The 24,947-nt window shown below is 43.1% G+C and carries 16 protein-coding genes, 1 other RNA gene and 2 pseudogenes; 6 read left to right on the forward strand and 13 right to left on the reverse strand.

What is annotated here, in order from left to right; all coding sequences use genetic code 11:
• Positions 1 to 605: 605 nt before the first annotated feature.
• From DESDI_RS16205 to ssrA, 4 genes and pseudogenes are all read right to left on the reverse strand, one after another.
• On the reverse strand, positions 606 to 4,658 hold the full coding sequence (locus tag DESDI_RS16205; protein WP_156801148.1) for an ATP-binding protein: 4,053 nt from the start codon (positions 4,656 to 4,658) through the stop codon (positions 606 to 608).
• Between the two features lie 594 nt (positions 4,659 to 5,252).
• On the reverse strand, positions 5,253 to 5,936 hold the full coding sequence (locus DESDI_RS18500; protein WP_345787249.1) for a recombinase zinc ribbon domain-containing protein: 684 nt from the start codon (positions 5,934 to 5,936) through the stop codon (positions 5,253 to 5,255).
• A pseudogene (locus DESDI_RS18505) lies at positions 5,922 to 6,452 on the reverse strand (recombinase family protein); the annotation flags it as partial. The gene DESDI_RS18500 and the pseudogene DESDI_RS18505, both read right to left, overlap by 15 nt.
• 236 nt (positions 6,453 to 6,688) lie before the next feature.
• Positions 6,689 to 7,038: a transfer-messenger RNA gene (gene ssrA, locus DESDI_RS17720) on the reverse strand.
• 223 nt (positions 7,039 to 7,261) lie between these two features.
• On the opposite strand from ssrA, the gene guaA reads away from it, so the two are divergent.
• Complete coding sequence (gene guaA / locus DESDI_RS16215; RefSeq protein ID WP_015263696.1) at positions 7,262 to 8,569, forward strand: glutamine-hydrolyzing GMP synthase; 1,308 nt, start codon at positions 7,262 to 7,264, stop codon at positions 8,567 to 8,569.
• Positions 8,570 to 8,640: 71 nt separating this feature from the next.
• Here the strand turns inward: guaA and DESDI_RS16220 are convergent, their stop codons facing one another.
• Entirely contained in the window at positions 8,641 to 9,456 is an 816-nt protein-coding gene (locus DESDI_RS16220) for an EFR1 family ferrodoxin (RefSeq protein WP_015263697.1), read from the reverse strand.
• Between the two features lie 353 nt (positions 9,457 to 9,809).
• Between DESDI_RS16220 and DESDI_RS16225 the strand changes: the two are divergent.
• Positions 9,810 to 10,244: pseudogene (locus DESDI_RS16225) on the forward strand (cupin domain-containing protein); the annotation flags it as partial.
• A 132-nt stretch (positions 10,245 to 10,376) separates the two neighbouring features.
• Here the strand turns inward: DESDI_RS16225 and DESDI_RS16230 are convergent.
• Positions 10,377 to 10,715: a hypothetical protein gene (locus DESDI_RS16230; RefSeq protein ID WP_015263699.1), complete on the reverse strand. Its 339-nt coding sequence runs from the start codon at positions 10,713 to 10,715 to the stop codon at positions 10,377 to 10,379.
• A 238-nt stretch (positions 10,716 to 10,953) separates the two neighbouring features.
• Here DESDI_RS16230 and DESDI_RS16235 point away from each other — a divergent pair, with 238 nt between their 5' ends.
• The 4 genes from DESDI_RS16235 to DESDI_RS16250 are packed head-to-tail and all read left to right on the forward strand — an operon-like array spanning position 10,954 to position 16,086.
• The gene (locus tag DESDI_RS16235) at positions 10,954 to 11,610 is read left to right on the forward strand and encodes a TetR/AcrR family transcriptional regulator (RefSeq protein ID WP_015263700.1); all 657 of its coding nucleotides are present in this window, start codon (positions 10,954 to 10,956) and stop codon (positions 11,608 to 11,610) included.
• Positions 11,611 to 11,652: 42 nt separating this feature from the next.
• A complete protein-coding gene (locus DESDI_RS16240) occupies positions 11,653 to 12,357 on the forward strand; it encodes an ABC transporter ATP-binding protein (RefSeq protein WP_015263701.1) in 705 nt (234 codons plus the stop codon).
• Positions 12,351 to 14,729: an ABC transporter permease gene (locus tag DESDI_RS16245; protein ID WP_015263702.1), complete on the forward strand. Its 2,379-nt coding sequence runs from the start codon at positions 12,351 to 12,353 to the stop codon at positions 14,727 to 14,729. Before DESDI_RS16240 ends, DESDI_RS16245 begins: the two co-directional genes overlap by 7 nt.
• Positions 14,730 to 14,745: 16 nt before the next feature.
• The gene (locus tag DESDI_RS16250) at positions 14,746 to 16,086 is read left to right on the forward strand and encodes an efflux RND transporter periplasmic adaptor subunit (protein ID WP_015263703.1); all 1,341 of its coding nucleotides are present in this window, start codon (positions 14,746 to 14,748) and stop codon (positions 16,084 to 16,086) included.
• Between the two features lie 127 nt (positions 16,087 to 16,213).
• Here the strand turns inward: DESDI_RS16250 and DESDI_RS16255 are convergent, their stop codons facing one another.
• The 7 genes from DESDI_RS16255 to DESDI_RS16285 all read right to left on the reverse strand — a co-directional run bounded on the left by DESDI_RS16255 (position 16,214) and on the right by DESDI_RS16285 (position 24,766).
• Positions 16,214 to 17,791, reverse strand: a complete 1,578-nt coding sequence (locus tag DESDI_RS16255; protein WP_015263704.1) for a hypothetical protein — start codon at positions 17,789 to 17,791, stop codon at positions 16,214 to 16,216.
• Positions 17,792 to 17,857: 66 nt separating this feature from the next.
• Positions 17,858 to 19,342: a glycerol kinase GlpK gene (gene glpK, locus DESDI_RS16260; protein ID WP_015263705.1), complete on the reverse strand. Its 1,485-nt coding sequence runs from the start codon at positions 19,340 to 19,342 to the stop codon at positions 17,858 to 17,860.
• Positions 19,343 to 19,492: 150 nt separating this feature from the next.
• Entirely contained in the window at positions 19,493 to 21,088 is a 1,596-nt protein-coding gene (locus DESDI_RS16265; RefSeq protein ID WP_015263706.1) for a prenyltransferase/squalene oxidase repeat-containing protein, read from the reverse strand.
• An 83-nt stretch (positions 21,089 to 21,171) separates the two neighbouring features.
• Positions 21,172 to 21,756: a DUF3793 family protein gene (locus DESDI_RS16270; protein WP_015263707.1), complete on the reverse strand. Its 585-nt coding sequence runs from the start codon at positions 21,754 to 21,756 to the stop codon at positions 21,172 to 21,174.
• A gap of 200 nt (positions 21,757 to 21,956) precedes the next feature.
• Positions 21,957 to 22,148, reverse strand: coding sequence for a molecular chaperone TorD family protein (locus DESDI_RS17390; protein WP_051015687.1), 192 nt, complete (start codon positions 22,146 to 22,148; stop codon positions 21,957 to 21,959).
• A 167-nt stretch (positions 22,149 to 22,315) separates the two neighbouring features.
• Positions 22,316 to 23,017, reverse strand: a complete 702-nt coding sequence (locus DESDI_RS16280; protein ID WP_015263708.1) for a response regulator transcription factor — start codon at positions 23,015 to 23,017, stop codon at positions 22,316 to 22,318.
• Between the two features lie 54 nt (positions 23,018 to 23,071).
• Positions 23,072 to 24,766 carry an ATP-binding protein gene (locus tag DESDI_RS16285; RefSeq protein ID WP_015263709.1) on the reverse strand — a complete coding sequence of 565 codons (1,695 nt, stop codon included), beginning with the start codon at positions 24,764 to 24,766 and terminating at the stop codon, positions 23,072 to 23,074.
• Positions 24,767 to 24,947: the final 181 nt, after the last annotated feature.

Genomic DNA, 24,947 nt, shown 5'->3' on the forward strand with positions numbered 1-24,947 from the left:
GTGAGCTTTTGTCCTCTAGCCACATAGCGAGTGGATGTTTCGCACACTACGTGTGCTCTACTGGCTGAAACCCCTAAATAAATACCACCGCTTATAATAAGCGGTGGTATAAGTATTATCCTCTTGGTGGAAATTGGTCATTACCGTAGGAATCTAAACCCACCAAAAATAGCTAAGAACATTACAAAGTTCAAGGAGCCAAGCGTACTGCAAAGCCCCTTCGTTAAAATGTATTAAGTTATCCAAGCCTGCTAATTAAAACGTACTCAATTCGATTTGTAATTTACTTTTACATGCTTTCAGCTAGCTAGAACCTTTTTTGCCTCTGTGTTTACTCTCTAAGCCACAGCCATGCATGATAATGGAATAGTGAACTGACACTAATGGGTGCAGTTCACCTAAGGTGAGCATAGCAAATATATGGTACCTCAAGGCTTTCATTATGTATCTCCACCTAATATTCGAGGGTTTGATTGTCTAATGAATCAACTATTGATACAATTTTACGATGCATCTCCGCTCTAAGAAGGGGGGTGCATCTGCTTTAAAGGGGGTGCAAAATCCAAGGGGTGCGTGTGTTGGTGGTGTTCAACCCAGAAAAGGATTTATACAGGCTGATTCTTCCCATACTCAAGCAACTTGCGTTTCCAAGCGGGCATATTTTCAACATTTTCTTGCTCATCTGCTACCAAGGATAAACGCCGAAACTTCTGTTGCCTGGAACCAGTTTCTCTTTGCTCCTTCACTGTTGCAAACAAAATTGCACCTTCAACAGGCCGATTCTCCGCTGAATAATCATCTCCCAATTCATTAACATGAATGCTACCATCTTGATTATGATAATCCACAAGCTTAACTTGGGTATAGAAATCAACATTACGAATAACCCGGCATTTTACGCGCATCCCAACTTGAAGTTCTACAGGACTATTCGTTGTTTCAGATTCAACATTATAACCACTTTCAACAACACTTTGATCATAAGCACGTAATCCATCATAGCTAAAGCCCACTCCAAAAGAAACTAATTTGCCGATGTCCTCAGAATCAAAGCGTTGTTTTGCTCTAGAAGGATTGAAAAACACCTCCATGTTGTGAGAACTCAATGTTGCATTCCCGGGATTCTTGTAGTTTATAATCCTCCCAGTTAGTCTTTCAAGGTTAACTGCATTGTCCTCACGAATCTGCTTAGCTGAATACTTCCGCAAACGTCCCAACCCTTTTCCCTCTCCTAGCCATTCGAATACTTGTCTGTTATTGTAGCGGTGTTCAGCCTTTTGTTTTAATTCGGTTTGCAGAAAGGGAATGTCTGCCTCAGCACGAGATGCCCCCTCAATTGCTTTAATACAGATTAAAATAAAATAATAATAGTAGGCTTCAACACTACCCGTCGTCGCTTTCCACACAGAAAGATTGCTAATAGCTTCATCTAACAGTAATTCTGGATCCTTTGACGAGCAATACCTTACAGTATCAAACCAAATACGTATATTGGCGGCATTATTTGGATCTTCTCTGATGTTTTCTACCATCAGTGCCATAATATCATCAATATCCTTTGATGATGCCACATCGTAACCTCTTTTTCGCAATTGAGATTGTTTAGCACGTGCTAAAAAACGCCTTACTTGGGTAATTTCCGAAGTTTTTGCTTGTTGTAAAAATTTCTCCCACATTAATACGGTTTTATCCAGTTCTCCTACTAGGTTATCTAATTTCGCCTGTAGTGTGCTACGAGAAAAATCGCTATCATCCTCGACAGATCTCAATGCATCCATAAGAGATAACGCTTCATCAAGGTACCACATATACCATTCGCCCTGATTGTTCCGAATGAATTCGACAGAATCATCATCTTTAGAGATTGACTTCCCAATATCAACAATGTCAATGCATAGGTCAATAGCTGAAACGTATCCTGGGACCTGATTATTTAATAAGCGCGTCGTTTTGAACATATCGAGCGCTTCATTTGCCGCATTTTTAATTCGCTCTACCCATATTTGTGCATTCTTAGTTTCGTCATATTCGTGGCACTCAAATATTTTTCGTTTATACTCGTCCTTGATTTGTCTGCTTATATTCACGCCGCAAATATGATATAGCAAAGGATCTGTACAATTAAGGCTTTCTGAAAGACTAATGGCATCTTTAGCAAGACGAATTCCCTCTAGATAATTTTTCTCGACCAGTGTATAAAAACGAGCAAGGTGAGCAACAAAATGGGGTTCATCAGGATATGTGTCAACAAGAGTTTTAAATATTATCCCTACCCCATTCTCTCCATCTTGAGTGCTCGGCATCATACTTTTAACAATAGAAATTAACGGGGAAAACTTATCTTGAATAATCTCTGTTTTATCCTTTAAAATAAAAAGATTTTTCATTACATCAAGCGTTGTGTCATAATCCACTACTGAATTAGTCTTCGAAATTTGAATAAACTCGATAAGATAGCGTATTAAATTATTCGCCTTAGCTGCTTGATGCAAAACACTGCCGTCGGGTCCCTCATAAACAGTTTGTTCAATGATTTCGTCCGCAAATAATGGATGTCTAAGGCAATAACTTCTGCTACTGTCGGTTGACTTGAGTATCAATAAGTCGTTGAATGGGCTGTCTTTTTTAAAGAAAGTATCCTTATCTTCCTCTTCATCAAAAGTTATCAGATGTCTCGGAAAAAAGGATTCGTTTATAGGGCGATTAGCATATTTGTCTGCTATCGATAGATAAATTAGTATCTTTTTCTGTTCATTATTCATACTTTTCAAGAACGTGCGAATATAAGGTTTAATACCTACAAAATTTTCTTCGAAGGTATAAAGTGCCATAAAAAACGGAGATCTTTCTGATATTCTCGAGGGCGAATGGCATATATCGTCGATTATGGCTAACGTTTCCTGCGAGGCAAAAGGTTCTAATCGTTTTTTCATTTCCAAGCACTCATAATCGTTGAGGCTACTTAAAAAAACGCTTTGATAGGCATTTCTATCATTGGATCTTCTTCTACGTATATAAACTATTACAAAAGGAAAGGCCAGTGGTTTTAATTCATTAGCAAATGCGTTAACTTGATCCTGCGTAAGCATACTAGAATCAATAACTACAATAATTGTCGTTCTTAGCAAATTATATAAGTTATTCACCTGTTTAGCCGTAGTTTCTTTTGTATATTGCTTCAGCATGCAGATGGGATAGTCAAGACGCATACTATATGCCATAGTCCTCGCAAAAGTGCTTCCACCAATTCCTGGTTCATGTATGACATGGAAAATACCGTACGAGTCATCTAATCCATATATAAGCTTCTTCAATTTTGTGGCGGTTTCATTTCGGGAAATTGCAAAACCAAATTTTGCGCCGTACCAACTTAGGGGGACCCTACCTTGATAGAATAGCTCGGAATATTCATCGCCTTCAAAATCCCCATTGTTTTCAGCCACGTCGTTATGTACAAGGTCAAAATGGTTGAACAGACCAGGGACAACCGATACCAGCGTGCCGTTTTTAGCAGGCATCATGCACGAATAAGTCGAGTTTAGAATTTTAAAAATACTTGAATTTGCTAAAATGCTGTTGGCAAGTTCGGCTGCAGAAAGCTGAAGTGGCTTAATGACATATGGCTCCCCAAACTCAGAATAGCTGGCTGGTGAAGAAAGTATTAAAAATTGAACGTTTTCTTCATACACTTGATCTAACGCCTCTATGACCTTCTTTACTTTTCTAATCGAAGAACTAAGAATAACCACCTTGATTGGCTTCTCAAAAACCGCATGATATCTTTGAAAGGCTAGATACAACTTAGAGCCATACCTTTGCCCCCATTTCCGAAAATCCTCTTCACCAACCACTGTCGCGGGCAAATCCACCAAACCATTAAGATAAAACCAATATGGGGTAGGGCTAAAACAATTGAATTCCGTCCGTTCAGGATTATGTGGATCAAACTTTAATGCTTGAAGCTTATGTTCGTGATGATAAGCCGCCGCCAGCCCATTTTGTTCAGAGGCTCTATCAAAGTCCAAAACTTGGGCCCACTTAATATGTGTAATTGCCCTTTTTTGCGAATCTGTCAAATCTGATAACGCATCAGTAACAAGCACATAATTCCAACGCCCATTTCCCTGAAAAAAATCCGTTTCCTCAAATAGATTATTGACTTCCATAGAAAAAGCAGACCCTTCTGAAGAATCCAATTCAAGTTGTGCGTCAGGATCGACATACGCAAGAATAAACCTTTTCACTTCTGGAAGTACCAAGCGAAATGAGTTTTCTTGAGTGTTACTAAGTTCGTGTTTATGTCTATTAGTTATGCTAAAAGCGTTTCTATTTATAATCTCATAATCAATAGAAATATTATGTAAATGGGGATCTTGTTTACCTAGCATCTCAATTAGATCAGGTCTTTGCATGTTTTCGATGCTCTTCTTATTGTTTTGAAACTCTGACCAATTTATCTGCCCGTTATTATAAGCTTCCTTATTAATTAACACAAGGTAGCGTTTCAATGCAGCTTCGAAAACTTGATACAATGAGGTACCTGCTTGGTTGAGAAGAGATAATGTCTTGTAGGAAGCATCTTCTGAATCTCTTCTGCTGTAAGCATTAAATAATTCTACACTTTGGTTATAATAGAATACGATTTTATTTTTATCCATGTAGTTGCTGTTCAAAGTCGATCTCCCCATGCAGTACCCCTTTTCTTTATAAGATTTTGCACTAGCTATTAAAATAAAGATACCACATACTGATGGATAATTCTACCTATATTAAGATTAAGACACCTAGTAGGACTTCTACCTTACCACTTCACTATCGACCTTTTGTCTTAATTATACCTTGCACGCTACTCCGTCCCGTCCTTCCACCTAAAATGACATCGACCCGGATTGTATGATAACAAATCGACTGCACCATACCAAAGTCTTTCATCAAAGTCTAGTAAATCTAATCTTTCCATAGCTTTTTATCAAGAAAGGGGTCCATCTGCTCTCTTTTTACCTTAGGGCACGGCTTAATTCTTCGCTCTTCCTCAGGCTGTGTTTATGTAAGTGACTTTTATCACTCTAAACGAGCGCTTCAGCAAGGGATTTATATGGTTTTGCTGATAAGAACCCCCACCCAAGCAAAACTTAGTTTTGCTAGACATATACTTCTGACCTACGTCAGCCAGTTATGATTACCATGTGTAACAAAAGAAAACCCACAGAGCAGCATTTTTGCCACCCTGTGGGTTAATTTCGTTCACTATCTTATGCTGTTATCACTGTCCCATCCCGGAAGGTATACTTAATACCTCCAGAAGCATCTACTGTTACTTTCTCAATCACCGCATACCAAAGTCCTTCATCAAATTCTGTCAAAATAGAATCCTGCCGTAGCACCATATCAAGAAAGGCATCCAACTGCTCCCTTTTTACCTTACGGGCACAGCTCAATTCTTCGTTCTTCTCAAGCCTACCTCTGACTTTCTCATAGCGTGCCACCAGCTCCTTATACCTTTGCAGGTATTCGACTTGGTCTTGACCTCTCTGAGCGTTTTCCTCCACACACTGCCGAATTAACCCGGTAACCACTTCAATCTCCCGTTGCAGTTCCACGGCTTCAGCTTCTAAAGCAGCAGTATCGGTCAGTACCTTCTTCAGCATTTTACAATTTTCCCCAATCTCCTCTTTGTTTGTTATCAGTTGGTTAAAGGCACTCAGGAATAATTGCTTTAAATTAGCTTCATCAATATGCGGTGTTTTACATTTATCAGAGCCTTTAAATTTGTGGTTGCATCGCCAGATGGTGCGACGGTATTTGCTCGTGGAATGCCACACCTTGGAGCCATAAAAATTGCCGCAATCACCGCAGATGATTTTGCTTGAGAAGCAGTTAGCTCCGCTGTGGCACTTACCACCTTCTTTTCGGCGTTTCATCTCAAACTGAACCATATCAAATGCATCTGGCTGGATAATTGCCGGGTGACTATTTTCCACATAATACTGAGGAATCTCCCCTTCATTAACCTTCTTCTTCTTGGTAAGGAAGTCAACAGTGAAAGTTTTTTGAAGCACCGCGTCGCCCTTATACTTTTCGTTGGTGAGGATACTTTCTACCGTACTAACCGGCCATTTTGCTCTCCCTGATGGCGTGGGAATATCACTTTCCGTGAGGTGTTTAGCAATTCCTGATGGGGTTTTCCCTTCAAGAAATAGCTTATAAATCAATCGGACCGTCACAGCCTCCGACTCCACAATTCTGGGTAGCCCATCCTCCCCCTTTTCATAACCTAGGAATTGTCGGTAGGGCAAGCTGACCTTACCATCAGAAAATCGTTTCCTTTGTCCCCAAGTAATATTTTCAGAAATACTGCGACTCTCTTCCTGGGCTAAGCTCGACATAATGGTGATCAGCAGTTCACCCTTACTGTCTAAGGTATAAATGTTTTCCTTTTCAAAATATACCCTAACACCTTTTTTCTAAGCCGTCGTATGGGAGTTTTTTGAAGCTACTTTATACCTTTTAACGATGCCTATACTTTTTAACGAAAGGTAGAATTCGCCCTCAAGGGGGTGCATCTTTTAACGAAAAGGGTGCTAAAACCCAAAAAGCACCTCTCAAACGATGCCTTCTCTCTCCTAAAAATGCCGAAAAGCCCAGCATTGCTGGGCTCCTTAATTGTATCAATTGTTGAGTTTTTATTTGGTGGAGGCGAGGGGAATTGCACCCCTGTATCGAAGAGCTGCCACAAAAGCGTCTACGCGTGTATCCTTCTCTTTAAACTTCGCCTCTTGGTCTCCAGAAGGCAGGATCCTTCCAAGGCTATCTCGATAATCTTAGCTAATGACTCCGAGAATTGTCATTAGAGCAGTCCTACTAATTTGACACCCTGACCCTTCATCGTAGGCCTTGAAGGCAGGATGCTAGAGCACTTAGGCTGCTAGAGCGTAATTATTGTTGTTAACTATTAAGGTCCACCGTTTAACGAGACCAGGTGGAATCTCGACGCGCAACTCTTGCCACCGCTTCCCCGAGCGAGTCTAAAACGCCCCCTTGTTTAATGTTACATACATAGTATATCAGTTTTTAATATAAAATAAAGCGGTACATCTTTCAAATTCTAGTTTTTAATTAGGCTTTATTGATATTAATTCCATTGTAAATTATAGACCATTGTCCACTCCTGTGTTAGGATGATTTTGAAGAGTTCTACTGTTGGCAAAACAGGTGAACAGTCCCCTTATTAAAAAACTCTAAATAAACTTTGGAGGCTGAAATGAAGCAGGATATGATTATATTATTAGATCTAGGTAGCCGAAATAATTCCGCTATTGCTAGGGGGATTCGTGATCTTGGTGTATATAGTGAGATTCACCCACACGATATTACACTGGAGCAACTTTCCCGACTGCCAAACATTAAAGGTATTATTATTAATGGAGGGACCAATAATCACATCGATGGGGTAAAGATCGACGTTGATCATAGAATCTATAAATCTGGTTTACCTATTATGGTGGTTAATCATGAGCCGGCAGAAGGCGAACACATCATCGCAAATTGGCCGGAAAATGACCAAGAAATAAGTAAAGTTTTGCGTTCCTTTGTCTTTAATACCTGCGAAGCAGTACCCAATTGGAATATGAAAAACTTCATAGAAGATCAAGTAGAGCTAATAAAAAGACAGGTGGGTGACAAAAAGGTTTTACTCGCCTTATCCGGTGGCGTAGATAGCTCAGTGGTGGCCGCTTTGCTACTTAAAGCTATTGGCAAAAAGTTAGTGTGCGTGCACGTCAACCACGGGCTGATGCGCAAGGGTGAATCAGAAGGTGTCCTTGAAGTATTTAAGAATCAAATGGATGCCAACCTCGTCTATGTTGATGCTAGCGAACGCTTCTTGAACAAGTTAGCAGGCGTTGCCGATCCGGAGGAAAAACGCAAAATCATTGGTGCTGAATTTATTCGCGTCTTTGAAGAGGAAGCACGGAAGTTGGAAGGCATTGAATTCCTTGCTCAAGGTACCATTTATCCGGATATAGTAGAAAGTGGTACAAAAACCGCCAGCGTTGTAAAATCCCATCATAATGTCGGTGGATTACCTGATGATCTTCAGTTTTCCTTAGTAGAGCCTTTATATCATCTCTTTAAGGATGAAGTCAGAGCCTGCGGTATTGAGCTGGGCCTGCCCGCAACCATGGTCTATAGGCAACCTTTCCCTGGACCTGGCCTCGGCGTACGTTGTCTCGGTGCTATCAATAAAATACGTCTAGAGGCAGTAAGAGAATCCGATGCGATTTTAAGAGAAGAATTTGAGATTGCCGGTTTAGACAAAAAGGTCTGGCAATACTTTACTATCGTTCCCGACTTTAAGTCAGTGGGTGTCAAGGATCATGCGCGAAGTTATGAATATCCTGTTATTATTCGAGCCATCAATACCATTGATGCCATGACTGCCAGCATCGAACCGATTGACTGGCCTATTCTTCTAAAAATTACGGATCGCATTTTAAAAGAAGTTCCCTATATTAATCGAGTTTGCTATGATTTAAGTCCGAAACCTTGCGCCACCATCGAGTGGGAGTAATAAGGGAATCAAACAGGAGCGGCCATACCCCAGAGGTGGGTGTGATCCGCTCCTGTTTTTTCAATGATCTCTTAACTAAACAGCTCCGGTTCCCTGCGGAGAGTACAGGCTGCTTCCAACTCATGCTTATGGTTTAGATAACCCGCATCATCAAAATACTTAGCCTCTACCGGGCACTTCTTCACACATGCGCAGCATTTGATACAGGGTCCGGTTATGCGGGAGACATCCTCAAGGTCGATGGATCCCATCGGACACAGTTGGGCGCAAAGCTTGCAGTCGATACAGGAGCTGCTGGTTTGTGGGGTAATTTTACGAAAATCAAAGGGATTGCCCTCTTTGTCCTTTGCTACATAATAAGGGCGGTAGGGCTTCATCCCTTTTACCTGGAGATCTACGAAGGATAGTTCAGCATTCATTTTGCTATAGATCTGGCGGGCAAATTCGCTAACCACAGCCATATCCTTGTCATCAGGACGGCCTTGGGCGAGTTCCTTAGAGAAGGAATGTTCGCCGACAAAGGCTCCTGCAGAAATCACAACAAAGTCGTTAGCCTCCATGATATCCTTAAGCTCGATCAAAGCATCATCATAGTTTCTATTGCCGTAGACAACCACCGAAATTCCCAAGGCTCCCTGGCCGGTCACCGTATTCAGATATTTTAACAAGACGTTAGGTACCCTCCCAGCGATAACCGGAACCCCCACGATGACGAGATCGTCTTTAGTGTAGGAAACTGCCTGTTTTCTCGCTTCGGGGAAGGTAAAATCCTTTTCATTAAGCGAAATCTCCCCGTCCAGCTTCGCCAGCTCTTCAGCAATTCCCCTGACAATTTTTCGGGTGGTGCCGGTTCCGCTGAAAAACATTGCCGTAATTCTTTTTTTCATCCCCATCCCCCTCATTATCTCCTTTATCTATAACCACATTATACTACTTATCTGGTCCTCTATTGGACCTTTTATTAAATATTCCGAAAATAATTAACACATTCTTATATGCCCTCAACTGCTGGTCTTAATAATGCCATTGTTAAATGTATCGTTCATCAATAAACAGGAAAAGGGTCTAGACATACACTCAGGGCGATGTGACAGAATACAATGCTATATGGAGTTTGCGGCAAACACTTAAAGGCATGATTATGACGCTTAAAAAGAATTGCTTCATTGTTATATTGGTATATCGGTACATCAATCAATTATGATTTCTGAAAGGGTTGAGTTAAATGTATAATGGTTATAACCCCAACGGCCCTCTTTTTCCTCCTTCAAGGGACTGCGGACCACATCCATTTGTTGTGAATATTGAACAAGCCACGTTGCAAAATAACACGTTCCGCACTGCCTTGTGGACCGGATCTCACCTGCAGCTTACCTTGATGAGTATCAATGTGGGGGATAGCATAGGCTTGGAAATTCATCCTGCTGTTGATCAATTTCTTCGCATCGAACAAGGTCAAGGCCTTGTTATGATGGGAGACAGTGCAGATAGACTTTATTACCAGCAAAGAGTGGGCGACGATTATGCTATAGTTATACCGGCGGGTAAATGGCACAATGTGATCAATACGGGTCGTGTACCTCTTAAATTGTACTCTATTTATGCACCACCTCAACATCCGCACGGCACTGTTCATACAACAAAAAGGGATGCTGATGAGCATCACACGTACTAACTAACTAACCACCCAACCAACTAACTATTAACTAATTAACTTACCACTAGAACAACGTTCTTTCCAAGCAAAAAAGATCACTGCAGAAGCTTCTGCAGTGATCTTTTTTGCTTGGATGAGGCTATGAGAGGACTATTGATTTTTACGGAATAAACCCTCTATCTTATCTTTATATTCTTCTGCTTTATCTTCGATTCTATCAGCAATTTTCTCAGCTTTCGCTTCGGCAACATCTTTCCATTCCTCTGCACGGTCCGCGATATTTTCCAGCTTGTTTTCCAGGGAATCCTTAATCCCATCAGTTCGGGCGGCGATACCTTCCGCTTTATCTTCTACTAAATCTCTTACTTCATTTACTTTTGATTTAACCTTATCACTTTCGAGAAATTCTTCAGCTTTGCGGACAGTCTCATTGATAGTTCCCTTGGCTGTATCCATTGCTTTATTTAGATTGCTTTTTAGGTTATCCATGCTTAATCCACTCGCTTTCTATGTTATCTTATTAAATTACTTATATATATTCCATCTTTTCTCAATTATAGCATGAGTTATTAAAGTAACAAAGAACAAAAAAATTTAATGCTTGACCATGTGACACACCTGTCATATTATTGAGGTGACAAGAGTGTCATATTTTAAACCATACGTCATACAAAGTATAAGGATTGGATATAGGCTATGAATTCAGAAGGAAAGGAGAGGTCTAATCTTGCCTAATCAGACCTTCTTCAACCTCCCTGAAGAGAAAAGGGAGCGGATCACTGAGGCTGCCATCCGTGAGTTTTCGGCATATCCTTTTGCTCAAGTGAGCATCGCTCGGATTATTGAACAGGCGGGGATTCCACGTGGTAGCTTTTATCAATACTTTAAAAACCTTAAGGATTTGTATAAGTATATTTTTAAACTGGCGATAGAAAAAAAACTTCGGTATTTTGAGGATAAGATTCCTGAACTGCATGGTGATTCCTTCGACTTTTTCAAGACCCTGCGCAAACTTTTTGTGGTGGGCATCGAGTTTGCCCAAGAACATCCTGAGCTTTTAGCTCTGGGCGATCGATTTATCAAGGATATCAATCTACAGCTGCGGGAGGAAGTGCTGGCTGAGCAAAATTCCAAATCCCTTAATATTTATGGCGAAATGCTGCGTAAAGGCTATGAGCTGGGACAGCTTGACCCAGCTATGGATTTCACGGCTGCCCTGCTAATGATGCAAGCCTTAAACATAGCTTTTACTGATGCCTATCTTTCCCTTAGCCTAAACAGCCAAGGATCGATTTTAGAAGATAGCCGTTACCAAGATCTGATCGATAAGATGCTCTACCTTTTAGCTCATGGTTTAGAAAAGCGAGTCATTAGCAATGAGTAGTGGATGATTGTTTTGAATCAGCATCATTGAGGAGGAAGCTTTATGGCAGTACTGCTGGAAGGTAAAGAAATCCGTAAGGTTTACCAAACCGGGGAGATCGAGCTAGAAGTCCTGAAAGGGCTTAATTTTCAAATCATGGCCGGAGAATTCATTGTTATCCTTGGGCAGAGCGGATCAGGTAAAACAACCCTTCTCAATATCATTGGTGGCATGACCCCTCCTACTTCCGGTGAGCTGTACTACCAAGATCAGCCTCTCCATGAGATGAATGATAAGGGATTAACCCTTTATCGTCGCAATGCAGTTGGCTTTGTTTTTCAACATTATAATCTTATGCCCAACCTAACAGCTGCGGAAAATGTGAAGCTTGCCGCTGAAATTGCCGAAGATCCTCTGACTGTGGAAGAGGTATTGCGGGATGTGGGTTTGGTGGCCTGGTCGGAACATTTCCCATCCCAACTTTCCGGTGGACAGCAGCAACGGGTGGCTATTGCCAGGGCTATCGTCAAAAACCCTGCTTTGCTCCTTTGTGATGAGCCGACTGGGGCCCTCGACATCGAGACGGGGATCCAAGTCCTAAAAGCCTTGCTTAGACTCAATCAAGAATACCATAAAACTATTCTTATTATTACCCATAATTCTGAGATCTCAAAAATGGCTCACCGGGTATTCTATCTTAAGGATGGCAGACTTGACAGTATCCATGTCAATGACCACCCCCTGCCACCGGAGGAGTTGCAATGGTAGTGCTGCGCAAAAAGCTTATTCGGGAAATTAAAGCGAACCTAGGGGTTTATCTTGCCTGCATCGTTGTTATTATGATCGGCTTACTCACCTATACCTCGATGTCTATCGCTGTAGAGAATCTTGAGCGAGCCCAGAACCATTTCTATGCCGAAACCCACTTCGCCGATGGTTTTATAAAGGTCAATGGTTACCCAGAGGGCAAAGTAACGAATCTGGCGAATCTAGAGGGGATCGACAGGGTTGAAGGTCGGATTGTCAAGGATGCTAGGCTTTTTAGCGAAGAGACGGAAGGCAATCGTTATTTACGTCTGGTCTCCATGAATTTTACGAATGGTCCGGATCTGAACCAGGCTCAGCTCTTTAGTGGTCAATGGCCGGAAGAAGGAAAAATGGAAATCCTCGTCGATCCTAAGTTTATCGCCGCCAATTCCCTAGCCTTAGGTGACACCTTAACCTTGATTCTTGAAGGGAAGCGTTCCAGCTTTACCGTGGTCGGAACTGCCCAGAGCCCGGAGTTTATCTATGCCATGCGTTCCGCTCAAGAACTCTACCCTGACCCCGCAACCTTTGGTATTGCCTATGTCCCCCAAAGCTCACTGAGTGCTATAGTCAAAGAGGCCGGACAGGTTAATGATATTGCCTTTACCTTAGAACCGGGGGCAAGCTTCGAGGATAGTAAGTTGCTGTTGGAGAAATCACTGAAGCCTTATGGGTTGCAAAGTATCTTTCCTCGCAAAGACCAGACTAGCCACGCTATACTGGAAAGCGAGTTAAGCTCCTTGCGCAGTACGGCTAAAGCCTTGCCTTTAGTCTTTCTGGCGGTGGCCAGTATCATTCTCTACACCATGCTGAGACGACTCATCGAGCAACAAAGAATGAACATCGGCAACTTAAAGGCCTTCGGCTTTACGAATCGTGAGATCATCCTCCACTACTTATCCTATCCACTTTTTATCGGGGGGGTTGGAGGACTCTTGGGCGGATTAGCCGGCATCGCTCTTTCCTTTCCACTCATCACACTCTACGAAGAGTTTTTTGCCTTACCGGGTCTAGAAAGTCATTTCTCGTGGAAATATCTTTTTCTAGGATTAGCTCTTTCCCTCGTCTTTAGCCTTCTCAGCGGTCTAAAGAGCAGCTTGGATATCCTTCGCTTAGAACCTGCCGAAGCCATGCGCCCAGCCGCTCCCAGGGATTCAGGCAAAACTCCCATAGAAAGATTCACTTGGTTATGGAACAATCTAACTTCCCAGAGTCAGATGGGGATTCGCAATGTTTTCCGCTCCCCCATGCGAAGTATTTTTACCGTAGTCGGTATGGCGGTGATATTTAGCCTGATGGCAGTTTCTTGGTCCATGGATAACATGATTGATAAACTAACGACGTTTCAATTCCAACAGGTTCAAACCTATGATGTCAAGGTTTCCCTCAACAGGCCCGAGTCTTCCCGCTCCCTACAATATGCACTAGCTCATGAGCCCGGAGTCACCCACCTCGAACCTCTCTTGGAGATTCCCGCCACCCTGCAAAATCAATGGTATAAAAAAGAAGTGGCAGTGCTTGGCATTAACCAAGATTCGACTTTGTATAATGTGCTCAATCAGAAGGGGGAAAAAGTCCCGATCCCTCAAGACGGGATCCTGCTCTCGGAACGCTTAGCGCGGCTCCTCCAAGTGCAGGTCGGGGATGCAATCCAGGTCGAAAGCCCACTGCGCCGCCAGATCAATAGCGATCAAAAAGAACAACTGATCGTGCGTGGGGTGATTCCCCAATACGTCGGTCTCAACGCCTTTATGGAGATCGGTGCACTGGCAGATCTTCTGCAACAAGGAGATATCGCTACCTCCATGCTCATACAGATGGATGCTCAGGAGGTTTCCGCTCTTAAAAGCAGGTACCGGGATGCCGAGCGAGTAGGCAACATTGAATCCTCCCAAGAAAGCGCTGCCAAAATCGAAGAGTTGATGGGTTCCTATGGCTTTACCATCTATTTTCTGGCCGTCATTGCTGGTTTTGCTGGTTTCGCACTAATCTATAATTCCAGCATTATCTCACTCTCCGAACGGCAAAGGGAGCTGGCTTCTTTACGAGTGCTTGGTTTGACTGCCAAAGAGGCCCTCCAAGTGATAACCTCCGAACAATGGTTGTTAACTCTGTTTGGCGTACTCTTGGGCATCCCCCTTTCCTTTGGTCTTTTAGAAGCTATGGCCCAATCCATGAGCACCGATCTCTACTCCATACCCACGGAGATCCCTCCTTCGGCTCTCCTCGGGGCGGTGATGGGTACTGCTATCTCCGTATGGATTGCCCAGACCCGTACGTATAATAAAATTAAAAAGTTACCTTTTGTAGAGGTTTTAGCGACGAAGGAGTAAAAAAGGAGGTATCCCAATGTCAGTTGAACGCCCGTCCCTCTTAAAAAAACTACCGTTTCCCTCTTTTCCTTTTAAGAAAAAAGCTGATAAGGGAACAACGAAAGCAAGTTCCAAGAAAACGAAGCAAAAGAAGATGCTCATCTATGGAATCATTGCCCTTCTTATTCTTTCCGCTGTGGTGGTTTCGCGTTTGAAGCCACTTGAAGGAGCAGTTATGACCCTTCAGCCCCAAGAATTTATCAAGGGTTTTACGGAGGAGGGACAAGTTTTAGCTGCCAAGGAATGGCCTCTGTATAATGCAGTGAATGCCAAGGTCGCTCTAATCTCGGTTCAGAACGGGGATCAGGTAAGGAAAGGGCAGGTTCTTCTAGAGCTGAATACCCAGGATATACGTTATCAGCTGGATGCTTTAAAAGCGCAGCGTAAAAGCGTGGAAGGACAACGCCTCCAAGCCCATAGCAATCCGTATCCGGCCTTGATTCAGCAGCAAAATCTTCTGATTACCCAAGCAGAAAAAGACCATTTGGCTCAGCAAGAAAATCTTACCCGTAGCAAGTCTCTTTATGAAGCTGGAGCTCTTTCCCTTGTTCAATATGAAGACGCCCAGCGGCAAGCGGAAAGGGCCCAGAATTTCCTGACGCAACAGAAGACCGCCTTGGAATTAATCTATGAACAGCACCAGCCTCAACAAGGCACCGAACAGTTTTACGGCGGTCAAATAGAAGCCCTTGATGCCCAAATCGCCCAGATCGAAAATCAAATTGTCCTTGCCCAAGTGACGGCTCCCGCCGATGGCTTGATTAAGGACTTGAACCTGAAGCAGGGAGAATGGGTTACCTCTGGGCAGCTTTTGCTGAATCTTTTCCAAAACTCTTCTTATAAGGTAGAGAGCTATGTTTTAGCTAGCGAGGCTTCTGCGATCAAGCCGGGAGACACTGTGGAAACCATACAGGATAGTAGCCTAGAGGATCTGATCTTGACGGGACAGATCGAAAGCATCGAGCCTTCGGCGGTAGAACGCATTTCTCCCTTAGGACTTAAGGAGAATCGGGTAAAGGCGAGCATCCTTCTGCACAGTGACACACCTCTAATTATCGGCAGTACTCTGGATGTAAATTTCACAACCCATCAAGAGTCTGCTCAAATCGTAGTCCCCAAAACAGTCCTTTTTCCTTACGGTGAGGAAGAGGCGGTTTGGGTAGTTCGTGCAGGAGTAGCCCACATTCAGCCCGTAGTTAAAGGTATGGAAAACAACCGAGAAGTCATTATACTGGAAGGGCTCATCGCCGGTGATCAACTTCTATTAGAAAATGACTTACCTGGCCTTAAGGAAGGAAAGAAAATTAAGTCCTTATAAGGTATCAAGCCACACTAGGAGCTGAAAAATCATCCTCTTTATGTAAATCGCCCGCAGAGTCTCTTCCTAATGAAGGGACACCGCGGGCTTTTTTCTTTTTTCTACAACAGGCTATCTATCATAAAAGTTATTCTGCTTTTAGTCCTGCCAAGAGAGTCGCTTTTGCTGATAGCGGATGATTACTTAGAGTAAAGACAAAAACATCTTCTTGGGCATCATAAGCTGAAAGATACCAGTCTAAGTGGCGAAGAGCGTTGTTCTCCATCAGCGAGTGCCAGGTCCCCTTTTCTAGATCATAATAGCTAAGCCTAGCTGTTTTTAGGTTATAGCTTTCATCCAAAACTGTTTCCAAGGCATATAATTTACGGTCGTCCCCTTTGAAGTACCTTATGTACTTGTCTTTAGGAGCATCCTTCACGAGATAGGTTTCTTGAGCAGTCTGGATATTCCTTATGACTGGGTTGTCATACTCTGCATAAGAGGGGCCATTACTGTAAATATGGGTATTATCAAACCATTTGATATAGTTGGTCTCTTCTTGATCCGCTAGAAAAAAGCGATGATCAGAACCGGACACCTCTATGGTCCCCGTCCCTACTAACCACTCATAGCCAAACATCCTATATAAGATGTGACTAGAATCCGGTGAAAATACTGGACCACGTGGCGCTTGTGTATCCATTCCATGAGGATCTGATCCGATCTGGGAAGGAACAATGAGCTTGCCGTTTTCGAAATTGCCATCATAGACGGTGATGCCCTTCTTGCCGGCAAGGACGATGGTCTTCCCATCCGGAGTAATATCTATGTCATTTGGAGTCAATTCTTGCTCTGGGTAGGGCATTTCTTTGATGGTCTTAAAGTCTTCCCGGTTGACAATCAGTATTTCCTCTTGAAGCATTACGGCCATTCGATTCTCTTCAAGTAGCTTAACCCGTATCGGTAGATACTCTTCCTTAGTGGAAATCCCCGTATAAAAATCGGAACCTGTAATCAAGTCGTGAACATAGGCACGGATTTCTAGGTCGTTTCTAAAAACAATCAGGTTTTTCCCTTGACCCAAGTTCAAGATTTGGATGGCATTCTCAAATCCATCTTTTTGGGCCTGTTCAGTTTGGAGGTAAAAAAGCGACGGCTCGCTGGGTTGAGTCTGACCAGGCTGCCATAAGGGATAATCAATCTGGCGTATTTGGGCCAGAGTCTTACCCTCTAAATTTCGATAGTTTCTTTTCTCTTGGGCGATTTCCTGTGCAGGGTAGGTTACTCCCCCCACAATCTTATCCTCGTGGAAATAAACTTCCGCAACTTGCTGGTTTTCAATATTAAAAGTAACGACCCTTAGCGCAACCGAGCCATAACCTATTTTTTCAGAAGCTTTCTGCAGCGAATCGTTAAGGAACGCGTCAAGGAGTTGGATTTCAGGTCTATTCGCTAGATTATCCCAAGTAATCGTTCTTTCATCACCCGCAGCGGCTTGAGTCACCGGTTCAAGGGGAATTATTCCGTAGTTCAGGAGATAGTCTTTAGTCTCTTGGATTTTCCCTTCATAAATCTTGTCCTCTTCTACCGGATTTTTATCGCCTTTCTGCTCGTTTCCACTAGGCTGTTGTTGACCGCAAGCAGCTAAAGAGAGGGTTAAGATACATGCCATAAGAAGCAAAAGAACGTCTTTTACTATCATAGATTTTTCGCGACTCCTCTGCATAAAGGTTTCCTCCTTTACTTTGGACCAGAACCCAAAAGCCCTATCCGTTTCTTTTTATAGTGTCGTTCAATCCATGACCCGTCTGACGGCCTTTTTCCAGCCTTGATAATATTTCTCTTTAAGCTCTTCGCTCATGCGGGGTTCAAAGGAACGGTCATGTCTTGACTTTCCTTTCAACTCCTCTAGATCACTCCAAAAACCCGTAGCCAAACCAGCAAGATAGGCGGCTCCTAATGCTGTAGTTTCAATACACTGAGGACGCTCTACTTCTACACCCAATAGGTCTGCTTGAAACTGCATGAGGAGATTATTGCTTACTGCTCCCCCATCGACCTTTAGAAGTTGAAGGAGTAACCCAGAGTCAGCTTCCATAGCTTTTAAAATATCCTTCGTCTGGTAGGCCATGGATTCAAGGGCTGCCCGTATAATATGGTTTTTATTACTACCACGCGTAAGGCCAACAATCGCCCCCCGAGCATCCATATCCCAGTAGGGAGCACCGAGTCCAGTAAAAGCAGGCACTACATAGACTCCCCCGTTATCGGAAACTTTTCCTGCAAAATACTCAGAATCCGCAGCGGTTTCGATGAGCTTTAATTCATCCCGCAGCCACTGAATCACAGCACCGGCGATGAAAACACTGCCCTCCAAGGCATAAACAACTTTTCCATCCATCCCCCAGGCAATGGTACTCACGAGACCATGCCGAGACTCACAGACCTCTTCTCCTGTATTCAGAAGCATAAAGCAGCCGGTACCATAAGTATTTTTCGCCATACCCGGCTCAAAACAGGCTTGGCCAAATAAGGCAGCTTGCTGGTCCCCGGCGATTCCGGCGAGAGGAAGCTCATAACCGAAAAACCCCTCGGCCGCTGTTTTGCCATAGATATAACTGGAGGGCTTTACTTCCGGAAGCATGGCTAAGGGAATCCTTAACAAGCGAAGAAGCTCCTCATCCCACTCTAGAGACTTTATATTATAGAGTAAAGTTCGAGATGCATTCGAATAGTCAGTAACATGAATCTGACCCTTGGTTAAATTCCACACCAACCAGGTATCCATAGTGCCAAAGAGCAAGTCACCCTTTTCGGCCTTTTCCTGAGCCCCAGGTACATGATCAAGAATCCAGCGTATTTTCGTTCCCGAGAAATACGCATCAAGAACTAAGCCCGTCTTTTCCTTGAACAGGGGTTCCAGCCCTTTTTCTTTTAGTTCATCACAGAGGGGGGCTGTTCTTCGACACTGCCAAACAATAGCGTTGGCGATAGGCTTTCCCGTGTACTTATCCCAAACTACAGTGGTTTCCCGTTGATTGGTAATTCCAATGCATGAGATCTCTTCAAGCTTTACGTGGTAGCGAGCTAAGAGCTCTGCTATGACACCATACTGTGTACTCCAAATCTCTTCTGGATCATGTTCCACCCAACCGGGCTGGGGGTAAATCTGGGTAAATTCTTTTTGCGCCACTCCCACAATATGACTTTCCCTATCGAAAAGAATAGCTCGGCAACTGGTTGTTCCTTGGTCTAAAGCCAATATGTATTTTTTCATTTTCTCGCCTCACAGCCGGTAGTTTTCCAGTTTCTTCTTCCTTTATATCATGAGCAGCGGTGTTTTAAAAGAGCATTCTCTCCTTAGCCCAAGTAAGGAGGGCAAAGCCCTCCTTACTTGGGTGAATCAGGGACCTGTCCCCTTGACTCACTATTTCACTTTTGCAAACAATTGTTCATATCGACTTAAGGCACGTATGGCTGTCAGTACAGCGGTGATAGGCTCTTCATAGTCCCATCCTTTAGCATAGATCGCCTTATATGAAGGTTTAAAAGAACCCATAAGATTTTGAGAGTTGATTAGATTGAGGATTCCTTTATCAAGGACTTCCTTGGGAACCGCCCTTCCATAGCGCAAGAGGCCGGACAAAGCTAACCCTGTCTCCGCAGCAGAACCCCAACCACCATCTTCTCCTTGGGATTGTAGGATAAAGTTGATGGCCTTTTGCCTCGCCCCCCAAATATCCCGTGTCAGATAGAGTTGTTGCCAGTTAAATTTCCACTTATCAAAAAGTTCGAGTGCCTGGGCTGTACAGTAGACTGGCCCTTCATACCAAGAGGAGGGAAAGGCTCCTTTTACGTCCTGCTGAGATAATAACCAACTAAGCCCGCGGTAAATGGCTCCCTCTTGAGATCTTGCTCGTTGCCATAAAGCCTCTAAAGCATGAATCGTTACATCGGCGCTTGGAATATACACAGGAAAATCTGAGGTAATCTGAGGTGGTGTCCCTTGAAAGCTAGGAAAGGTGCTCCAGCTGCCATCAGCATTTTGCATCTTTTTAAGCAACTGAATTCCTGAAGGGTTTTCTACCCCTACTTGATGGAGGCCGATTAAGGCTACTGCCGTGTCGTCCAAATCTGGATGAGTATAGGGAGGGGTGCTGCCATAGCTTCCATCTGTATTCTGGGCCTTCTTTAGCCAAGCAACGCCTCGTTCTAACCAGGGATTTTCTTCTAAACTTTCTGCTGTTTCTGCGGTGATGCCGATAGCCCAGCCCATGGCCCAGTTCTTAAGTTGATCAAAGGCAGGCCATCCTCCGTTGGCATACTGCTTACGCAAAAGCCAGCGACCAGCTTTTTGACAGGGCTCTGAATACCCTTTCAAACGCATAATTGCAAGTACGGCTAGACTGGTACCAATAATATCCTCAGACCATGAGCCATCCGGCATTTGGGTACTGAGGAGATACTGTATTCCTACCCTTAGTCCTTCTTGAGATTCTGTGGCAAGAAGTGACGCTGCTACTACAACCGGTCGGCCATAGATCGGCAATTTGGCTAAAACCTTCTCTTCTAGAATATTGGGAATCACAATCTCTTCAGGAGTCGGCCCTTCCAGACCGGGCACTACCCTCTGCCCTAAAGTTAAAATCATTTGAGAGAATTGCCTTGCCTGAGATAAAATCTGGAGCTTGGCCATCCATCCCCCTTGGCTCCCTTGCAGGGCTAATCTGGCAATCTTGGTTATCTCTTCATCGGGTTGACTGTCGGGGACCTTCCCCCAGCCTCCTCTGTTATTCTGCCATAACCACTGTATACCTCGCTGTTGAGCACCTTTGAATTCTCGCCCCAAGGCTAGCAAAGCTAATGAAGCTAGCGCCGTTGCCCCTGGACTAAGAGAGACGCCATGGTGTTGATCTAGCTTATCCGCTAAAATCTGCTCCACACCTTCAGATACATAACGCGTAGCTTTATCTAAAGATTCCCTTAAATTCTTGTCAAAATGCAATCGATCACCTCCATCCATCTCTTCATCCTATGCTATAAAACAGTTTATGTTAGGAAATAACAAAACAGGAGGCTACTACCTCCTGTTTGTTACTTGTCTTCTTATATACCAACCGACATAACTGTTTCGATTACTTTTTCCCGTTCTTTATCATAGGCATTAAAGGTCTGAAGAGCTTTCTCGATATCTCGATAAACTTTCCAGTACTTACTGGCAAGACAAGGTTCCCCTTTGTCTTCCATAAAAGTAATGACATCTTTCAAAGGATAACCGAGAAATAGACCTAACTCATGAGGACAGCTTATTTGATAACGTTTTTCTAGCATAACTAGATCATCCTCTAAAGCTTTAGTCCCATTATAGCCCAGCCCCTGCAGGAATTTTCTATTTTCCCTGCCAGATAAATACTCGACTAAAACCTCGTCTTTGTAAAACAGGACAAATATTCGATCCCTTTTCTGCCAAAGTTCATAGTATCTGATTCCTAAGGGAGCACATACCTCATCCTTATAGTATTCCCAAAGCGCATAGGTATTGCGTTTGAGATTGGTAAACGCCATTAAGGTCGATGGTTTTATCCCAGCTATAGTCGGGGCAGCGTAATACTTTATCTTATACAGAAGAAACTCTTTATCATTAAGTTCATCGAGTACTTGAAAGAATTCCATAATTGATCGGCTACCCATAAAGCCTTCCTCCATTGCCAAGTTCGTATATATCCATTTTGCCCGCGCAGCTGATTGCACATTCCTATCCTAAGCTAAAGCGACTTAAACAAGAAAAGGAACCCCCATATATAGAGATTCCTTGTGTTCGTACAAACCTATTGTGTATGATATTCTAGGATCCTTTTAAATTCCTCAAAACTTCCCTTTTCAAAGTACTCCTAAGCCAGTTGTGATAAATGAGCCATGAAGTCCAGTTTTAAGCCGATATGGTCATCGGCCTCATGAGGATAGTTTGAAGGCAAGAATTTGTATTTCAGATAAGCCCGACGGACATTCATTTCCATTGCTTCAGCCAGCGCACTTAAAACCTTAAAGTGCCTATCAAAGAGGTTTTCGTCCTCCTGAAGCAAAAGCTGTAGAGACTCTCGGGTGTGTGAGTTGGCAACCCTTAGTATTTCTACTTGGGGTTCTCCATCGAAAATTGTCTTGTTACACTTAATCGTTACTTAATCGTTACTTTTGTTCTCTTCTCTAGGTTATATGTTATACTTCATGTTGCAGGGGCTTAGACCCGCTTTTACTTCTTATCACCAAACTTATACCCAATACCCCAGACAGTTTGTAGGTACTTGGGCTTTGAGGGCTCATCCTCAATCTTTTCTCGTATCTTACGGATAAAGACAGCGATGCCGGTCAATTCACCCACATAATCTTCACCCCAAACATACGTTAGCAGCTGCTCCCGAGTAAAGACCTCCCCCGGGTGACTGGCCATATAAGCAAGAATCTTAAATTCCTTCGGTGTCAGTTCTATACGTTTGTCTTTTAATCTTGCTTCATATCGGTTAAAAAAAACCTCTAAGTCTCCCAATCTAGCGCTTTCCTTTTTCTCAACATCACCGCTTGCTCCTATTGGATGATCTCTTCGGCGGAGAAGCGCTTCGATTCGTAAAGATAACTCTAGAGAACTAAAGGGTTTGACAAGATAATCATCAGCTCCCGCTTTAAAGCCTACGCTTTTGTCCACAATATCCCCTTTGGCAGACAAAATTATGATGGGGACATTACTTCCCCCCGCACGAAGCTTAGCACAGACATCAAACCCATTCATTTTCGGCATCATGACATCCAAAATCACCAGATCTGGCTGTTCTTCCTCAAAAACCTTTATAGCCTCAACACCATCGAATGCGTAGCAAAAATCATAGCCATCATCTGTGACAATGTGTTCGACCACAATACGAATGCTCTCTTCATCATCGGCCAACATAATCTTCATCTAATTCCCTCCCTCGTCTGACAGGTGAAACCTCTTAAATTTACTCAAATAGACTCAAAAATCCATCTTACACAAGTTTCCTTTATCTTCTCCTGCGGGAATTCCTACAGCAAACAAGCTGCCTTGCCCACATTCACTGACTACTTTAATCCAACCCCCGTGGAGTTCAGCTAGCTCCTTGGCCAAAGCTAACCCTAAACCGCTTCCGCTATACTGTCTATGAATAGAAGAATCACCCTGAACAAACTTGTCAAAGATATAGGGCAGGTCCTCTTTACGGATGCCAATTCCATTATCCTGAACGTTAATAAGGACTTCATTTTTGTCTAGATCATAGTTCACCCTAACTTCAATTTTCCCACCAGTTGGGGTGAATTTTATAGCATTGCTAACTAAATTCTCGACAATCCGTCGTAAACTTTCTCGATCCCCCTCAATGACAGGGACATCCGAACTGACAAGGCTTGAGAAACTTATCCCCTTTTTCTCGATCAAGGGCTCAATGACACTTTCCACCGCATTAATCACGTCCACTAGATCTATTGGTTCTAGAACCAATTCTTTTCTTCCCGCTTCTATACGTGCCATGTCTAATATGTTGTTAATCATACTGAGAAGAACCAAACTATTACTTTTAATTTCCTGAACCATCTTCTGTTCTTTGTCTGCTATAGAGGTCTTACCCCGCTCAAGCACTTCTGCAAAAGCAATTATTGAAGTCAGAGGCGTTCTCAATTCATGACTGACGATAGCTAGGAAGTCAGATTTATACTGGTTATCCTCACGCAAGCGACGATTGGCTTCTTCAAGTTGAAGTCGCTGGGACTCTAAAACATCCATAGCTCGTGCCAAATCCTCTGTTCTTAGTCCTACCTTTTTTTCTAGGTCATCGTAAAGATTTTGTAGTTCTCCCGTCATAACCTCAAAATGATCGGCTAAATCTCTAATTTCCGCTTGCGCTTCGATATCGTTTAAATCAACCCTTAAATTCCCCATTCTAACATGTTCTATTGCTTCTTTTAATTGGCTCAAAGGTTTTGTTACCAGTTTAGACATGGCATAATAGATGAGCATCACGAGAAGCAACGTCAGCAGAGAAATATAGGCTACTTGCTTAATGACATTCGATTGAATATTTTCAGTATACATATCTATAGGCATCACGATACTAACAATACCCGCTAGGTCACCTGTTCTCCAACCTTCCTTGGGATAGCCTAAGATATCAAGCTCACCCTTAGGGTCGCCGTGACATTCCAAACAGTTTTCTTCAATCCGCATAGGAGCAGTGTAGCGAAAGGTATTTTCTCCGTCATACTCACTTATTTTGTAAAATTCCATAACTTCATCATCTGCAGAAAACTGGTTTAAAGCCTCTAATTCAAATTCGTCAGGAACATCAGCCTTATTACGGGGGTTAAAGTGAGTATAACGAATAGTGTAGCCGGTCTTTCTCCCAAACAATTTCCCTATACTTTTACCAACTATAGAGCAGTGTAGCTTTTTAAAATTGTACTCACCATTGGCATCGTAATTAATCAGGTCTTGATTGATAACCATGAACTCCCACACAGCATCCATTTGCTGAGATAGAACATATGCTTTTTCATGCATCTCGCGTTCTGCTTGGTTTTCTTGGGTTATGCCAATCCAAACCACATTCAATAGGAGTGAAACAGCCAAAATACCGACAAATAATATGATAAATCGAGTTCTTATCCTCGTATCCTTAAACTTCAGCCCAATCACCCCCTACTGTCCAACACATGCTTACAGTATAGCATTTATTCCGTGCTCTATAGGATAAGATTATTCTTCCAGCCTTCTTCGTGCCAAGTGATTGTCACGTCTTGTCTGTGGCAACGTAAAATGGCGAAAGAGTCATCTTCATCAGACGACCTCTTTCGCTTTTAAACCCTGTACTTCCTCG

This window comes from Desulfitobacterium dichloroeliminans LMG P-21439, from assembly GCF_000243135.2.
In the GTDB taxonomy this organism is placed as follows: domain Bacteria; phylum Bacillota; class Desulfitobacteriia; order Desulfitobacteriales; family Desulfitobacteriaceae; genus Desulfitobacterium; species Desulfitobacterium dichloroeliminans.

Bases quoted from the DNA above. Each gene is read 5' to 3' on its own strand.
- DESDI_RS16205 (WP_156801148.1), bottom strand. From the start codon at position 4,658: ATGGATAAAAATAAAATCGTATTCTATTATAACCAAAGTGTAGAATTA.
- DESDI_RS18500 (WP_345787249.1), bottom strand. From the start codon at position 5,936: ATGGTTCAGTTTGAGATGAAACGCCGAAAAGAAGGTGGTAAGTGCCAC.
- guaA (WP_015263696.1), top strand. From the start codon at position 7,262: ATGAAGCAGGATATGATTATATTATTAGATCTAGGTAGCCGAAATAAT.
- DESDI_RS16220 (WP_015263697.1), bottom strand. From the start codon at position 9,456: ATGAAAAAAAGAATTACGGCAATGTTTTTCAGCGGAACCGGCACCACC.
- DESDI_RS16230 (WP_015263699.1), bottom strand. From the start codon at position 10,715: ATGGATAACCTAAAAAGCAATCTAAATAAAGCAATGGATACAGCCAAG.
- DESDI_RS16240 (WP_015263701.1), top strand. From the start codon at position 11,653: ATGGCAGTACTGCTGGAAGGTAAAGAAATCCGTAAGGTTTACCAAACC.
- DESDI_RS16245 (WP_015263702.1), top strand. From the start codon at position 12,351: ATGGTAGTGCTGCGCAAAAAGCTTATTCGGGAAATTAAAGCGAACCTA.
- DESDI_RS16250 (WP_015263703.1), top strand. From the start codon at position 14,746: ATGTCAGTTGAACGCCCGTCCCTCTTAAAAAAACTACCGTTTCCCTCT.
- DESDI_RS16255 (WP_015263704.1), bottom strand. From the start codon at position 17,791: ATGCAGAGGAGTCGCGAAAAATCTATGATAGTAAAAGACGTTCTTTTG.
- glpK (WP_015263705.1), bottom strand. From the start codon at position 19,342: ATGAAAAAATACATATTGGCTTTAGACCAAGGAACAACCAGTTGCCGA.
- DESDI_RS16265 (WP_015263706.1), bottom strand. From the start codon at position 21,088: ATGGATGGAGGTGATCGATTGCATTTTGACAAGAATTTAAGGGAATCT.
- DESDI_RS16270 (WP_015263707.1), bottom strand. From the start codon at position 21,756: ATGGGTAGCCGATCAATTATGGAATTCTTTCAAGTACTCGATGAACTT.
- DESDI_RS16280 (WP_015263708.1), bottom strand. From the start codon at position 23,017: ATGAAGATTATGTTGGCCGATGATGAAGAGAGCATTCGTATTGTGGTC.